12 protein-coding genes, 1 tRNA gene and 1 pseudogene are annotated in these 15940 nt (G+C 56.4%); all 14 read left to right on the forward strand.

The genetic code is table 11. The annotated features are described in order from the left end of the window. Window positions 1-141: pseudogene (gene tuf / locus JNM42_RS17040) on the forward strand (elongation factor Tu); the annotation flags it as partial. 52 nt (window positions 142-193) lie between these two features. Then, a tRNA-Trp gene (locus JNM42_RS17045) sits at window positions 194-269 on the forward strand. A gap of 23 nt (window positions 270-292) precedes the next feature. Next, complete coding sequence (gene secE / locus JNM42_RS17050; RefSeq protein WP_294273000.1) at window positions 293-646, forward strand: preprotein translocase subunit SecE; 354 nt, start codon at window positions 293-295, stop codon at window positions 644-646. Further along, the gene (gene nusG, locus JNM42_RS17055) at window positions 643-1176 is read left to right on the forward strand and encodes a transcription termination/antitermination protein NusG (protein ID WP_294273002.1); all 534 of its coding nucleotides are present in this window, start codon (window positions 643-645) and stop codon (window positions 1174-1176) included. The genes secE and nusG overlap by 4 nt, the downstream gene beginning before the upstream one ends. A 131-nt stretch (window positions 1177-1307) precedes the next feature. Continuing rightward, window positions 1308-1739 carry a 50S ribosomal protein L11 gene (rplK, locus tag JNM42_RS17060; RefSeq protein ID WP_294273004.1) on the forward strand — a complete coding sequence of 144 codons (432 nt, stop codon included), beginning with the start codon at window positions 1308-1310 and terminating at the stop codon, window positions 1737-1739. A 1-nt stretch (window position 1740) separates the two neighbouring features. Beyond that, complete coding sequence (gene rplA / locus JNM42_RS17065; protein ID WP_294273007.1) at window positions 1741-2430, forward strand: 50S ribosomal protein L1; 690 nt, start codon at window positions 1741-1743, stop codon at window positions 2428-2430. 265 nt (window positions 2431-2695) lie between these two features. Beyond that, entirely contained in the window at window positions 2696-3220 is a 525-nt protein-coding gene (gene rplJ, locus JNM42_RS17070) for a 50S ribosomal protein L10 (protein ID WP_294273010.1), read from the forward strand. Window positions 3221-3282: 62 nt separating this feature from the next. Beyond that, window positions 3283-3651 (forward strand): 50S ribosomal protein L7/L12, encoded by a 369-nt coding sequence (gene rplL / locus JNM42_RS17075; RefSeq protein WP_294273013.1) that lies wholly within the window; start codon window positions 3283-3285, stop codon window positions 3649-3651. Between the two features lie 270 nt (window positions 3652-3921). After that, window positions 3922-8205 (forward strand): DNA-directed RNA polymerase subunit beta, encoded by a 4284-nt coding sequence (gene rpoB / locus JNM42_RS17080; protein WP_294273018.1) that lies wholly within the window; start codon window positions 3922-3924, stop codon window positions 8203-8205. Between the two features lie 88 nt (window positions 8206-8293). Then, complete coding sequence (gene rpoC / locus JNM42_RS17085) at window positions 8294-12502, forward strand: DNA-directed RNA polymerase subunit beta' (protein WP_294273020.1); 4209 nt, start codon at window positions 8294-8296, stop codon at window positions 12500-12502. Window positions 12503-12670: 168 nt separating this feature from the next. Then, complete coding sequence (gene rpsL / locus JNM42_RS17090) at window positions 12671-13048, forward strand: 30S ribosomal protein S12 (protein ID WP_294273024.1); 378 nt, start codon at window positions 12671-12673, stop codon at window positions 13046-13048. A 96-nt stretch (window positions 13049-13144) separates the two neighbouring features. After that, complete coding sequence (rpsG, locus tag JNM42_RS17095; RefSeq protein ID WP_294273027.1) at window positions 13145-13615, forward strand: 30S ribosomal protein S7; 471 nt, start codon at window positions 13145-13147, stop codon at window positions 13613-13615. A gap of 66 nt (window positions 13616-13681) precedes the next feature. Then, window positions 13682-15775, forward strand: a complete 2094-nt coding sequence (fusA, locus tag JNM42_RS17100; protein ID WP_294273029.1) for an elongation factor G — start codon at window positions 13682-13684, stop codon at window positions 15773-15775. Between the two features lie 25 nt (window positions 15776-15800). Then, window positions 15801-15940 (forward strand): GTP-binding protein (locus tag JNM42_RS17105; protein WP_294265589.1); only part of this gene is annotated, 140 nt, incomplete at its 3' end.

The raw sequence follows: 15940 nt of genomic DNA on the forward strand, positions 1-15940 counted from the left end.
GAGATGGTGATGCCGGGCGACAACATCCAGATGACGGTGAAGCTGATCAACCCGATCGCCATGGAAGAAGGTCTGCGTTTCGCCATCCGTGAAGGCGGTCGTACCGTCGGCGCCGGCGTCGTCGCCAAGATCATCGAGTAAAGAACATGGACGCAGAGCGTTCCGGTTACGGGGCGCTCTTCGTCTCTGCTGCAGGGGTATAGCTCAACTGGCAGAGCGTCGGTCTCCAAAACCGAAGGTTGGGGGTTCGATTCCCTCTGCCCCTGCCACCACTATAAATTAAGCTGACGAAATGGCCGATAAAATCAAGTTTGCGTTGGCGCTGTTGTTACTGGTTGCTGGTGTTGCCGGCTTTTACCTGCTTGCTGAGCAGGCAATGATTCTGCGCGTGCTGGCCGTGCTCGCCGGCGTTGGCCTTTCTGCCGCCGTAGCGTGGCAGACCGAGCCGGGTCGCCAGTTCTTTGGTTTTGCCAAAGAGGCGACTAACGAGGCGAAAAAGGTTGTCTGGCCGACGCGCAAGGAAACTCTGCAGACCACGGGTCTGGTGTTTGCCTTCGTGGTGATCATGGCGTTTTTTCTCTGGCTGACTGACAAGAGCCTGGAGTGGGTGTTATACGACCTGGTTCTTGGATGGAGAAAAACATGAGCAAGCGCTGGTATGTGGTTCATGCCTATTCGGGCTTCGAAAAAAGCGTGCAACGTGCGCTCGACGAACGCATTCAGCGTCAGGGAATGCAGGATGCATTCGGACGCGTGCTGGTGCCGGTTGAGGAAGTGGTCGAATTGAAACTGGGCCAGAAAAGTATCTCCGAACGAAAATTCTTCCCCGGCTACGTGCTGGTGGAAATGGAGATGAACGACGAGTCGTGGCATCTCGTCAAAAGCACGCCGAAAGTTACCGGTTTTGTCGGTGGCTCAGCCAACAAGCCGACTCCGATTTCCGAGAAGGAAGTCGCAAAGATCATGCAACAGATGCAGGACGGCGTCGAAAAACCTCGTCCAAAGGTGCTGTTCGAGCCGGGTGAGGTTGTTCGCGTCAAGGACGGTCCGTTCACTGATTTTCATGGTTCGGTTGAGAACGTCAATTATGAAAAGAATCGCCTGCGTGTCTCGGTGACCATTTTCGGACGCGCTACGCCGGTTGAACTGGAATTTGGTCAGGTCGAAAAAGCCTGAAATACGGCCTGATTCAGCTTGAATCGTGGCGTACTGATTCAGTGCGCCGCAGCAGGGCGGCCTCCGGGTCGCGTTTGTCGTTGGGGAGCGCCTTGAAAAGCGCGTTTGCACCCGTTTAAAGGAGTTATACCGTGGCAAAGAAAATTGTCGGCTTTATCAAGCTGCAAGTGCCGGCGGGGAAGGCCAATCCTTCGCCCCCGATCGGTCCCGCGCTGGGTCAGCGTGGCCTGAACATCATGGAATTCTGCAAGGCCTTCAACGCTCAGACTCAGGGTCTGGAGCCGGGTCTGCCGATTCCGGTGGTGATTACCGCGTTCGCGGACAAGAGCTTCACCTTCATCATGAAAACGCCGCCGGCGACCATCCTCATCAAAAAGGCGGCTGGCATTCAAAAGGGAAGTCCAAAGCCCCATACCGACAAGGTTGGCAAGCTGACCCGTGCCCAGTGCGAAGCGATTGCCACCCAGAAGCTGCCTGATCTGACGGCTGCCGACATGGATGCGGCAGTGCGCACGATCGCTGGCAGCGCCCGTTCGATGGGTATTACCGTGGAGGGCCTCTGATATGTCAACTCTGAGCAAGCGCCAGAAAGCCATGCAGGGCAAGGTTGACCGCAACAAGAGCTACGCCGTTGGCGAAGCGTTGAAGCTGGCCAAGGAATTCGCCACCGCCAAGTTCGACGAGTCGATTGACGTTGCCGTCAGCCTCGGCATCGACGCACGCAAGTCCGATCAACTGGTTCGGGGTTCGGTCGTCTTGCCGGCCGGTACCGGCAAGACCGTTCGTGTTGCCGTTTTCGCCCAGGGTGAGAAGGCAGATGCCGCCAGGGCAGCCGGTGCCGATATCGTAGGTTTTGAAGATCTCGCCGCAGATATCAAGGCCGGTAACATGAACTTCGACGTGGTCATTGCCACACCGGATGCCATGCGCGTGGTCGGTCAACTCGGCCAGATCCTCGGGCCGCGTGGCCTGATGCCGAATCCGAAAGTGGGCACGGTGACCATGGATGTGAGCACTGGCGTCAAGAATGCCAAGGCCGGACAGGTCCAATACCGTACCGACAAGGGGGGCATCGTGCATAGCACGATTGGCCGTGCTTCCTTTGCTCCTGAAAAGCTCGAAGAAAACTTGAAGGCTCTGGTCGATGCGCTGACCAAGGCCAAGCCAGCCAATTCGAAGGGTCAGTATCTGAAGAAAATTGCCGTATCCAGCACCATGGGTCCGGGCGTACGTGTGGATGCGTCCACGCTGTAGGAATACGGAGCCGATGAATTGGCTCTGAAATGAACTTTGGGCTGCCGGCAAGTTGTATGCCGGCGGATCGTCAAAGACCGCAGGTGCCGAAGGGCAAGGCCTGGACGCTTAAGTGTGTGAAGCGGCCTGCGTAGACGGTGTACCCCGAACAGGATTTGTCTGTAGTTGCTTTTGTAGAACTGCTGGTGCTCTTGGTTCAGGTCACCGTGGGTGCGATGTGTCCAGCCGGATGTGTCGAGTGTTGACTTGATAGGAGGAAAGACCCATGGGTCTCAATCTTGATGAAAAGAAAGCCGTCGTGGCTGAGGTGTCGGCTCAGGTAGCCACTGCCCAGACTATCGTCGTGGCTGAGTACAGCGGACTTGAGGTGGCTCACCTCACCAAGCTGCGCGCTCAGGCTCGCAAGTCTGGCGTGTATCTGCGTGTGCTGAAAAACACGCTGGTTCGTCGTGCGGTTGCGGGCAGCACTTTTGCCGGCCTCGCTGAACAGATGTCTGGTCCGCTGATTTATAGTATCTCAGTCGATCCGGTTGCTGCGGCCAAGGTGCTCAACGACTTTGCAAAAACCAATGACAAGCTGGTTCTGAAGGCTGGCAGCTATGCCGGCAAGGTGCTGGACAAGGCCGGTGTGCAATCACTCGCTTCGATCCCGAGCCGTGAAGAACTGCTTGGCAAGCTACTCGGCATCATGCAGGCCCCGGTTACCGGTTTCGCCTGTGCGCTTGCTGCTCTGGCCAAGAGCCGCGAACCCGCAGTCGCAACGGCCGAAGTCGCCGAAGCGGTCGCCTGATCGCGCGTTCGCAAACCCACTGACAGCTTTTACAAGTATCCAGATTTAGGAGTTTATTGATTATGGCTATTACCAAAGAAGACATCCTCGAAGCCGTTGGCAGCATGACCGTTATGGATCTGAACGATCTGGTCAAGGCCTTCGAAACGAAGTTTGGCGTTTCCGCAGCATCCATGGCCGTTGCCGGCCCGGCTGCCGCTGCCGCTGCCGTTGAAGAACAGACCGAATTTACCGTCATGCTGCAAAGTTTTGGCGAGAAAAAGGTTGAAGTGATCAAGGTCGTGCGCGCGGCCACCGGTCTTGGCCTGAAAGAAGCCAAGGATCTGGTTGATGGCGCGCCCAAGGCCGTCAAGGAGGCGATTACCAAGGCTGATGCTGAAGCCCTCAAAAAGTTGCTCGAGGATGCAGGCGCCAAGGCCGAGATCAAGTAGTCCAGGCTGTGCAGGTTGGGCTGGCCGCTTTTTGGCGACCAGCCCTTTTGTGCTTTTCCGGAAACGACATCGTTACAGTGTTGTTTCTACCGATTGTCAGTGCAGTTTTGTCGCGTGCAAACGCAAGCACGAATGGCAGTGATGAAGCAGGCGGATGTGTTCGCTTTTCTGTCCAATCGTTATTTTGTTTGTCCGTTGCGAACCGGTTTGAGTCAACTGACTCTTGACGGGATGCGCTAGAGGATTTTGCTTTCTGAGCTCGGAGCGACCATGACCTACTCCTTTACCGAGAAAAAACGTATCCGCAAGAGTTTCGCCAAGCGCGCCAATGTGCTTGATGTCCCATTCTTGCTGGCGACGCAACTGGATTCTTTCACCGCTTTCCTGCAGGCGGCTGTTCCGCCTGCACAGCGCAAGAACCAGGGGCTGCAAGCCGCGTTCTCCTCGATCTTCCCGATTGTGAGCCATAGCGGCAATGCCCGGCTGGAGTTTGTCAGCTTTGCACTGGCCGAGCCTGCTTTCGACGTCAAGGAATGTCAGCAGCGTGGCTTGACTTTCGCTTCGGCCTTGCGCTCAAAAGTTCGCCTGATCATTCTTGATCGCGAGACTCCCGATACCATCAAGGAAGTCAAGGAGCAGGAAGTCTACATGGGCGAAATTCCGCTGATGACGACGACCGGTTCATTTGTCATCAACGGTACCGAGCGTGTTATCGTATCGCAGCTGCACCGCTCGCCTGGCGTCTTCTTTGAGCATGACCGGGGCAAGACGCACAGTTCCGGCAAACTGCTCTTCTCGGCCCGAGTGATACCTTATCGCGGTTCGTGGCTGGATTTCGAGTTTGATCCCAAAGACATCCTGTTCTTCCGCGTTGACCGTCGACGCAAGATGCCGGTGACCACCCTGCTCAAGGCCATTGGCCTGACGCCAGAACAAATACTGCGTGAATTCTTCGACTTTGATACCTTCCAGATCGGCAAGCAGAGCATCGAGTTCCATCTCGTTCCCGAGCGCTTGCGCGGCGAGGTGGCTCGTTTCGATTTCTGCGACAAGTCCGGCAAGGTTCTCGTTGCCAAGGACAAACGGATTACCAGCAAGCATATTCGTGAACTTGATGCGGCCGGCATCAAGCAGATTGTCGTGCCGGAAGATTTTCTGGTCAGCCGGGTGATCGCCCAGAACATAATCGACAAGGACACTGGTGAGATTCTCGCCAATGCCAATGAAGAAATCACCGAGGCATTGCTGGCCAAACTGATGGAGGCCGGTGTTGATTCACTGCAGACTCTGTATATCAATGATCTGGATCGTGGTGGCTTCATTTCCCAGACCCTGCGTACCGACGAAACGGTGTCGAAGCAGGCCGCGCGAGTCGCTATCTACCGCATGATGCGTCCGGGTGAGCCGCCAACGGAAGAAGCGGTCGAGATCCTTTTCAACGGTCTTTTCTATTCCGACGACCGTTACGATCTATCTGCCGTTGGCCGGATGAAGTTCAACCGCCGTGTCGCGCGCAAGGACGTTGTGGAATTCAAGGTGATGGTCAAGCATGTACCGTCCAAGCGCGAGCCCATTGTCAACGCCATCATTGAAACGGCTGGAGGATCCCCTGCGGCCGTCGAACTGCTGCTCAGCGAGTTGTCCTATGGCATCCGTGCGGTCGCCGAAAACCTGACCGAAGAGGACGCGAAAACGCTGTCAAACCAGCTGAAAAGCCTTGGCGTAAATAACGAGATTCGTGATCAACTGACGTTGTCGCCGCGTGATATCGTTGAAGTCATCAAGATTCTGGTCGAACTGCGTAATGGCCGCGGCGATATCGACGATATAGATCACCTTGGCAATCGTCGTGTGCGTTCCGTTGGCGAGTTGGCAGAGAATCAGTTCCGTGCCGGGCTGGTGCGTGTCGAGCGCGCCGTCAAGGAACGTCTCTCGCAGGCTGAGTCCGACAATCTGATGCCGCACGATCTGATCAACGCCAAGCCGATCAGCGCAGCGGTCAGAGAGTTTTTTGGCTCAAGTCAGCTCTCGCAGTTCATGGATCAGACCAATCCACTGTCCGAGATCACCCACAAGCGACGCGTCTCGGCCCTCGGCCCGGGTGGTTTGACACGGGAGCGAGCCGGCTTTGAAGTGCGTGACGTGCATCCGACGCACTATGGTCGTGTGTGCCCGATCGAGACGCCGGAAGGCCCGAATATCGGCTTGATCAACTCATTGGCACTGTTTGCACGCACCAATGAGTACGGCTTCCTTGAAACCCCCTATCGCAAGGTGGTTGATAGCAAGGTGACCGACCAGATCGAGTATCTGTCGGCGATCGTCGAGGGTGGCTACATCATCGCCCAGGCCAATGCGGCGCTTGGCGATGACAATTTGCTCAGTGACGATCTGGTGACCTGCCGCGAGAAAGGCGAAACCATTCTCGCCGAACCCGCCCGGGTTCAATACATGGACGTTGCACCGGGACAGATTGTCTCGGTTGCCGCGTCGTTGATCCCTTTCCTTGAGCACGACGATGCGAACCGCGCGCTGATGGGCGCCAACATGCAACGCCAGGCGGTTCCCTGTTTGCGTCCGGAAAAGCCGGTAGTCGGTACGGGTATCGAGCGGACTGTAGCCGTCGATTCGGGTACGGCCGTGCAGGCGTTGCGTGGTGGCAAGGTCGACTATGTCGATGCTTCACGCATCGTGGTTCGCGTCAATGACGAGGAAACAGTGCCCGGTGAAGTCGGCGTCGACATTTACAATCTGGTGAAGTACACCCGTTCCAACCAGAACACCAATATCAATCAGCGACCGCTGGTTCGTGTCGGTGACGTCATCGCCAAGGGTGATGTGGTTGCCGACGGCGCATCGACCGACAAGGGCGAACTTGCGCTCGGTCAGAACATGCTGATCGCCTTCATGCCATGGAACGGCTATAACTTCGAAGATTCGATCCTTATTTCCGAGCGGGTCGTAGCCGAAGACCGCTTCACCTCGATTCACATCGAAGAACTGACGGTTGTTGCCCGCGATACCAAACTCGGGCCGGAAGAAATCACCCGCGATATCGCCTCCCTGGGCGAGTCGCAACTGTCCCGCCTTGATGAATCCGGCATCGTCTATATCGGTGCAGAAGTCGAAGCCGGCGACGTATTGGTCGGCAAGGTCACCCCGAAGGGCGAGACCCAATTGACGCCGGAAGAGAAACTCCTGCGTGCGATTTTTGGCGAGAAAGCCTCCGACGTCAAGGATACCTCGCTGCGCGTGCAATCCGGCATCGCGGGCACCGTCATCGATGTTCAGGTGTTCACCCGCGAGGGGATCGAGCGCGACAAGCGCGCGCAGTCGATCATCGACGACCATCTGCGCGGTTACAAGCTGGACCTCGCTGACCAGTTGCGCATAGTCGAGCGCGATGCTTTTGCCCGGGTTGAGCGATTGATCGTTGGCAAGTCAGCCAATGGGGGGCCGAAGCGTTTGGCCAAGGGTAGCCTGGTCACCAGGGAATACATCGAAGGAATTGATGCGCACCACTGGTTCGATATCCGCATGGCCGACGACGAGGTGGCCCAGCAACTTGAATCATTGCGCGAAGGTCTGGAGCAGACCCGCAAGGATTTCGATATAGCCTTTGAAGAGAAGCGCAAGAAACTGACCCAGGGCGACGAATTGCCGCCGGGCGTGCAGAAGATGGTCAAGGTCTATGTGGCAGTCAAGCGTCGCTTGCAGTCGGGTGACAAAATGGCCGGTCGACACGGTAACAAGGGTGTTGTTTCGCGTATCGTGCCGGTTGAAGACATGCCGTACATGGCCGATGGCCGTCCGGTCGATATCGTGCTGAACCCGCTGGGTGTGCCGTCGCGCATGAACGTCGGTCAGGTTCTCGAGGTTCACCTCGGTCTGGCGGCCAAGGGGCTCGGCTTCAGGATCGGCGAGATGCTGCGCCGCCAGGCCAGCGCCAAAGAGGTGCGCGGGTTTCTCGAGCAGGTCTATAACAGTAATGGCAAACCAGAAGATCTTGATCAGCTCAACGACAAGGAAATCATCGAAATGGCGGGCAACCTTGAGGCCGGTGTGCCGTTTGCGACCCCTGTATTTGACGGCGCCAATGAAGAGGAAATCAAGGACATGCTCAAGCTGGCTGGAATGCCGGAATCAGGGCAGATGACCTTGTTTGACGGGCGCACCGGCGAACGTTTCGAGCGTCAGGTTACTGTCGGTTACATGCACGTACTCAAGCTGCATCACCTGGTTGATGACAAGATGCACGCTCGTTCGACTGGACCTTACTCGCTGGTTACCCAGCAGCCTCTGGGCGGCAAGGCGCAGTTCGGAGGTCAGCGCTTCGGTGAAATGGAAGTGTGGGCTCTCGAAGCTTACGGCGCGGCTTATGTTCTGCAGGAAATGCTGACGGTCAAGTCGGACGATGTGAATGGCCGCACCAAAGTCTACGAGAGCATCGTCAAGGGCGATCACAAGATCGAGGCGGGTATGCCGGAGTCCTTTAACGTGCTGGTCAAGGAAATCCGCTCGCTGGCCATCGATATTGATCTTGAGCGCTATTAAGTGGTCTGCCAAGGCAGTTGAACGACAGTAGCTGCAGCCCCGGCTGCGGCTTGGAAAATTTTGGTTCTCACCCCGAACGGAGTGAAAGATGAAAGCACTGCTTGATTTGTTCAAACAGGTAACGCAGGAAGAACAGTTTGATGCGATTACCATCGGTCTTGCCTCCCCGGACAAGATCCGGTCCTGGTCCTACGGCGAAGTCAAAAAGCCGGAAACGATCAACTACCGCACCTTCAAGCCGGAACGCGACGGCTTGTTCTGCGCCAAGATTTTTGGCCCGATCAAGGATTACGAGTGTCTGTGCGGCAAGTACAAACGCCTCAAGCATAGAGGGGTGATCTGCGAAAAGTGTGGCGTTGAGGTGACCTTGTCCAAAGTCCGCCGTGAGCGGATGGCGCACATCGAACTGGCGTCGCCGGTCGCCCACATCTGGTTCCTGAAGAGCTTGCCGAGCCGACTTGGCATGGTCCTTGACATGACCTTGCGCGACATCGAACGGGTGCTCTACTTCGAAGCCTTTGTCGTTTGCGATCCGGGCATGACGCCATTGACGCGCGGTCAGTTGCTGACCGAAGATGATTGCCTGGCCAAAACTGAAGAGTACGGTGATGACTTCTATGCGGCGATGGGTGCTGAAGGCATCCGTGAACTCCTGCGTTCGATCGATCTGAATAGTGAAGTTGATCGTCTGCGCTCTGAACTGGAAATCACCACGTCCGAAACCAAGAGCAAGAAGTTCTCGAAACGCCTGAAGATCCTGGAAGGCTTCCAGAAATCCGGTATCAAACCGGAATGGATGGTGCTTGAGGTGCTGCCTGTTCTGCCACCCGACTTGCGTCCGCTGGTTCCGCTTGATGGTGGCCGTTTCGCTACCTCCGATCTGAACGACCTCTATCGTCGCGTCATCAACCGGAACAACCGGCTGAAGCGCCTGCTTGAGCTCAAGGCGCCGGAAATCATTGTGCGCAATGAGAAGCGCATGCTGCAGGAGGCTGTTGATTCGCTGCTCGACAACGGTCGTCGCGGCAAGGCCATGACCGGCGCCAACAAGCGTCCTCTGAAGTCGCTGGCGGACATGATCAAGGGCAAGGGCGGCCGCTTCCGTCAGAACCTGCTCGGCAAGCGCGTCGACTACTCCGGTCGTTCGGTCATAGTCGTCGGTCCGCAACTGAAACTGCATCAGTGCGGCCTGCCGAAACTGATGGCCCTTGAACTGTTCAAGCCCTTTATCTTCAACAAGCTCGAACTGATGGGTCTGGCGACGACCATCAAGCAAGCCAAGAAGATGGTCGAAATACAGGAGCCGGTGGTGTGGGATATCCTCGAAGACGTGATCCGTGAGCACCCGATCATGCTCAACCGGGCGCCGACACTGCACCGCTTGGGTATACAGGCTTTCGAACCGACGCTGATCGAAGGCAAGGCGATCCAGTTGCATCCGCTCGTCTGCGCGGCGTTCAACGCCGACTTCGACGGTGACCAGATGGCCGTCCACGTCCCGCTTTCGCTCGAAGCGCAGATGGAATGCCGCACGCTGATGCTGGCCTCGAACAACGTGCTGTCGCCAGCCAATGGCGAGCCGATCATCGTTCCCTCCCAGGATATCGTTCTCGGTCTCTACTACGCGACGCGCGAGCGCATCAATGCCAAAGGCGAAGGGATGATTTTCCCCGACCTGGCTGAAATCTCGCGTGCCATGCAGGCCGGTGAGCTCGATGTGCACGCCAAGATTTCGGTGCGCATCAAGGAATACGAGAAGGACGAGGACAGCGGCTGGAAAGAAACGATCACCCGCTACAACACGACGGCCGGGCGTGCCCTGCTCTCCGAGATTTTGCCGAAGGGGCTGCCTTTCAGCGTTCTCGACAGGCCGCTCAAGAAGAAGGAAATCTCCAAGTTGATCAATGCCGCTTTCCGTCGTTGCGGCTTGAAGGAAACGGTCGTTTTCGCCGACAAACTGATGCAGAACGGCTACCTTCTGGCGACCCGTGCCGGTATCTCCATCTGCTCGGACGACATGCTCGTGCCAACCCAGAAGGGCGAGATCATTACGGCGGCTGAAAAAGAAGTTAAGGAAATCGAAAGCCAGTATACCAATGGTCTGGTGACCAACGGCGAGCGCTACAACAAGGTCGTCGACATCTGGGGCCGTACCGGTGATCAGGTGGCCAAGGTCATGATGGATCAGCTCGGCCATGAAGAAGTGATCGATCGCCACGGCAAGAAGGTCAAGCAGGAATCGTTCAATTCCATCTACATGATGGCCGATTCCGGGGCGCGCGGTTCGGCGGCACAGATTCGCCAACTGGCGGGAATGCGCGGCCTGATGGCCAAGCCTGACGGTTCGATCATCGAGACACCGATAACGACCAACTTCCGCGAAGGGCTGAATGTTCTCCAGTACTTCATCTCGACGCACGGTGCGCGCAAGGGTCTCGCGGATACAGCACTGAAGACCGCGAACTCCGGATATCTGACCCGACGTCTGGTTGATGTGACACAGGATCTGGTGGTCATCGAGAATGATTGCGGCACCGAAAACGGCGTCACCATGAAAGCTCTGATCGAAGGCGGTGAAGTCATCGAAGCCTTGCGCGAGCGGATACTTGGCCGTGTCGCCATCGTCGATGTCGTCAATCCAGAAACGGATGAAACCGTTATCGAAGCCGGCACGCTGATCAATGAAGACCTGTGTGATCAGGTGGACCAGCTCGGCATTGATGAGGTGAAAGTGCGCACGCCACTCACCTGCGACACCCGCTACGGCCTGTGTGCCCAGTGCTATGGCCGTGATCTTGGACGTGGCACGCCGGTCAACGTCGGCGAAGCGGTTGGTGTGATCGCTGCACAGTCGATTGGCGAGCCGGGTACGCAGTTGACCATGCGGACTTTCCACGTCGGCGGCGCCGCGTCACGCGCAGCGGTAGCCAGTCAGGTTGAGACCAAGAGCGCCGGTGTGGTGCGCTTCACCGCTTCGATGCGCTATGTCACCAGCGCCAAGGAAGAGAAGATCGTCATTACCCGTTCCGGGGAGGTTTTGATCACCGACGACAATGGCCGCGAACGCGAAAAGCACAAGGTACCTTACGGATCAACCCTGCAGGTAGCCGATGGGCAGCAGGTCAGGGCCGGTACCAAGCTGGCAACATGGGATCCGCATACGCGTCCGATCATTGCCGAATACTCAGGTCTGGTCAAGTTCGAGAACGTCGAGGAGGGCGTAACCGTTGCCAAGCAGATCGACGAAGTAACCGGTTTGTCCACTCTCGTCGTGATCGATCCGAAGCGTGGAGGCAAGGCGCAAACCAAGGGTTTGCGTCCGCAAATCAAACTGTTCGATGCCAACGGCGATGAAGTCAGGATCCACGGCAGTGACCATGCCGTGACCATCACTTTCCAGGTTGGCGCCATCATTACGGTACTTGATGGTCAACAAATTTCAGTGGGCGACGTGCTCGCCCGCCTGCCGCAGGAATCGGCCAAGACACGCGATATTACAGGCGGTCTGCCGCGTGTTGCCGAACTGTTTGAAGCTCGCACACCGAAGGATGCCGGCATGCTGGCAGAATTCACCGGCACCATGTCATTTGGAAAGGACACCAAGGGCAAGCAGCGTCTGGTGATTACCGACCTTGAGGGTGTGGCGCACGAGTACCTGATTCCGAAGGACAAGCATGTCCTGGTGCATGATGGCCAGGTAGTGAACAAGGGTGAGTCGATTGTCGACGGCGCGCCAGATCCGCATGACATACTGCGTTTGCAGGGTGTCGAAGCGCTGGCCATTTACATTACTGACGAAGTGCAGGACGTTTATCGTCTGCAGGGTGTGAAAATCAACGACAAGCACATCGAAGTCATCGTTCGCCAGATGTTGCGCCGAGTCAATGTGCTTGACACCGGGGATACCAAGTTTATCCGGGGCGAGCAGGTTGAGCGCGCGCATCTGTTTGATGAAAACGACCGCATGCTTGCCGAGGGCAAGCTTCCGGCAAGCTATGAGCCTGTTCTGCTGGGTATTACCAAGGCCTCGCTGTCAACCGACTCGTTTATCTCGGCGGCGTCCTTCCAGGAAACCACTCGTGTTCTGACCGAAGCGGCAATCATGGGCAAACGCGACGAACTGCGTGGTCTGAAGGAGAACGTTATCGTCGGTCGTCTCATTCCGGCGGGCACCGGTCTGGCGTATCACCGGATGCGCAAGAGCAATGCGGCGGGCATAGATCAGGCTAACGCACCGGCCATGGTCGACGATGCGGCTCCGATCCTAGAGAATGCGCAGGATGCTCCTGTGGCTTGACTTGGGTCTTGATAGACCCTAAAATGCTGGGTCTTTGTCGGTCGGGGCTAACCAGTGCCTCTGCCTGCCATAATAAAATCGCTAAGGCGGCCCTTGGACCGCCTTGGTTTTTTTGCAGAAGCCATGCTCAGTCAAAGGCTGTCGCTGCAGGAAATTGAGGGATGAGATATGCCAACCATTAACCAGCTTGTGCGTAAGCCGCGCGAGGCCGTACGTAGCAAGAGCAAAGTGCCGGCACTGGAAAATTGCCCGCAAAAGCGCGGCGTCTGTACCCGTGTCTACACCACCACGCCGAAAAAGCCAAACTCCGCGCTGCGCAAAGTCTGCAAGGTTCGTCTGACGAATGGCTTCGAAGTCATTTCTTACATCGGCGGCGAGGGTCACAACCTTCAGGAGCACTCTGTGGTTCTGATTCGTGGTGGCCGTGTCAAGGACTTGCCGGGCGTGCGTTACCACACCGTACGCGGATCGCTGGATACACAGGGCGTCAAGGATCGTAAACAGAGCCGTTCGAAGTACGGTACCAAGCGTCCGAAAGCGGCTTGATCGCCGTTTAAGTAAGTGGCCGTTCTGATGGGCGGTCGCGAAGGCTGGTGCCACATGCATCATCCTTCAACTGAAATGAAATTTTGAGAGGTTGCCATGCCACGTCGTCGTGAAGTACCAAAACGCGATATTCTGCCGGATCCCAAGTTTGGCAATATCGAAGTCTCCAAATTCGTCAACACCATCATGATGAGCGGCAAGAAGTCGGTTGCCGAGCGCATCGTTTATGGCGCCTTCGACCTGATCGTTGCCAAGGGTGGCAAGGATCCGATCGAGGTTTTCGGCCTGGCCATGAATAACATCAAACCGCTGGTTGAGGTCAAGAGCCGTCGCGTTGGGGGTGCCAATTACCAGGTACCGGTTGAGGTTCGCCCGAGTCGCCGGATGGCACTGGCCATGCGCTGGTTGCGCGAAGCAGCGCGCAAGCGTTCTGAAAAGTCGATGGGCCAGCGACTCGCTGCAGAGATGCTCGAAGCAGCCGAAAACCGTGGTGGTGCTGTCAAGAAGCGCGACGAAGTGCATCGTATGGCTGACGCCAACAAGGCCTTCGCACACTTCCGCTTCTGATCGTACAATTTTTCCGTCGCAGCCCGTCTGCAGACGATCGTTCTTTATTCGTGAAGGTTTATTACTGTGGCACGCAAAACCCCTATCGACCGCTATCGCAATATCGGTATTAGCGCGCACATTGACGCCGGCAAGACGACGGTGACTGAGCGTATCCTGTTCTACACCGGTGTGAATCACAAGATCGGTGAAGTGCATGACGGTGCTGCCACCATGGACTGGATGGAGCAGGAGCAGGAGCGTGGTATTACCATCACTTCGGCCGCGACGACCTGTTTCTGGAAGGGCATGGATTTCATCCGCCCCGAGCATCGCATCAACATCATTGACACCCCGGGACACGTTGATTTCACCATTGAGGTTGAGCGCTCGATGCGGGTGCTGGATGGCGCCTGCATGGTCTATTGTGCCGTAGGCGGTGTGCAACCCCAGTCGGAAACCGTTTGGCGTCAGGCCAACAAATACAAGGTTCCGCGCCTTGCCTTCGTAAACAAGATGGATCGCCAGGGCGCCGACTTTTTCAAGGTCGTCGAACAGATGGGATCACGCCTCAAGGCCAACCCGGTGCCGATTGTCATTCCGATTGGCAAGGAAGATTACTTCCAGGGCGTCGTTGATCTGATCAAGATGAAGGCGATCTACTGGGATGAAGCCTCACAGGGCATGAAATTTGACTACCGCGAAATTCCGGCCGAGTTGCTGGAGCAGGCCGAAGAGTGGCGTGGCAAGATGATCGAAGTGGCCGCCGAGTCATCAGAAGAGCTGATGAATCAGTATCTTGAATCCGGTGATCTGAGCGAAGCGCAAATCATCAGGGGTTTGCGTGATCGAACCATTGCCTGCGAGATACAGCCGATGCTGTGCGGCACGGCGTTCAAGAACAAGGGTGTGCAGCGCATGCTCGACGCCGTGATCGATCTGCTGCCTTCACCGGCCGATATTCCTCCGGTGACCGGTGAAAAGGAAAATGGCCAGCCGGATTCGCGTGTGGCTTCAGACGATGCCAAATTCTCGGCACTGGCCTTCAAGCTGATGACCGATCCGTATGTCGGACAGTTGACCTTCATTCGCGTTTATTCCGGCGTCCTGAAATCCGGCGACACCATCTACAACCCGATCAAGGGTCGCAAGGAGCGGATTGGACGTGTTTTGCAAATGCACGCCAACAATCGCGAGGAAATCAAGGAAGTTCTGGCGGGTGATATTGCTGCTTGCGTCGGTTTGAAAGATGTGACAACCGGCGAAACACTGTGTGATCCGGCGGCTGTCATTACACTTGAGCGCATGGTATTCCCGGAACCGGTTATCCACATTGCGGTGGAACCAAAAACCAAGGCTGACCAGGAAAAAATGGGCATCGCGCTTAGCCGTCTGGCCAATGAAGACCCTTCATTCCGCGTGCGTACTGATGAAGAAACCGGTCAGACGATCATTTCGGGCATGGGTGAGCTGCATCTTGAAATCATCGTCGATCGCATGCGGCGAGAATTTGGTGTGGATGCCAATATCGGTGCGCCGCAGGTGGCTTACCGTGAGTGCATCAAGAAGACTGTCGAGCAGGAAGGCAAGTTCGTCAAGCAATCGGGCGGACGCGGGCAATTTGGCCATGTCTGGCTCAAGATCGAGCCGAACGAGGCGGGCAAGGGTTACGCGTTCGTCGACGCCATCAAGGGCGGAACTGTTCCTCGTGAGTACATTCCGGCGGTTGATAAGGGATTGCAGGATTGCGTCAAGAGCGGTGTGTTGGCCGGCTTTCCTGTGGTGGATGTCAAGTTCACACTTTTTGATGGTTCCTATCACGATGTTGACTCGAACGAAAATGCATTCCGCATGGCTGCTTCGATGGCCTTCAAGGAAGGTTTGAAGAAGGCGCAACCAACGCTGCTTGAGCCAATGATGTCGGTTGAAGTCGAAACGCCGGAAGAATACATGGGCAACATCATGGGCGACCTCTCCGGGCGTCGTGGTGTAGTTCAGGGAATGGAAGATCTGCCTGGTGCGATCAAGGCCATCAAGGCCGAGGTGCCGTTGGCCGAGATGTTTGGCTATTCAACCACGGTGCGTTCCCTGTCGCAGGGTCGGGCGACTTATTCAATGGAATTCAAGCACTATGTCGAGGCGCCGAAGAACGTCGCCGAGGCAGTGATCAACAAGAAGTGATTTTTGTTTTCTGAGGATACTTTAAATGGCTAAGGCAAAATTTGAACGGACGAAGCCGCACGTAAACGTCGGCACGATTGGTCACGTAGACCATGGCAAGACCACGCTGACGGCGGCGATCACGACGATCCTGTCGAAGAAATTTGGTGGTGAGGCCAAGGCCTA

It is taken from the genome of Propionivibrio sp. (genome assembly GCF_016790145.1).
Taxonomy (GTDB): Bacteria; Pseudomonadota; Gammaproteobacteria; order Burkholderiales; family Rhodocyclaceae; genus Propionivibrio.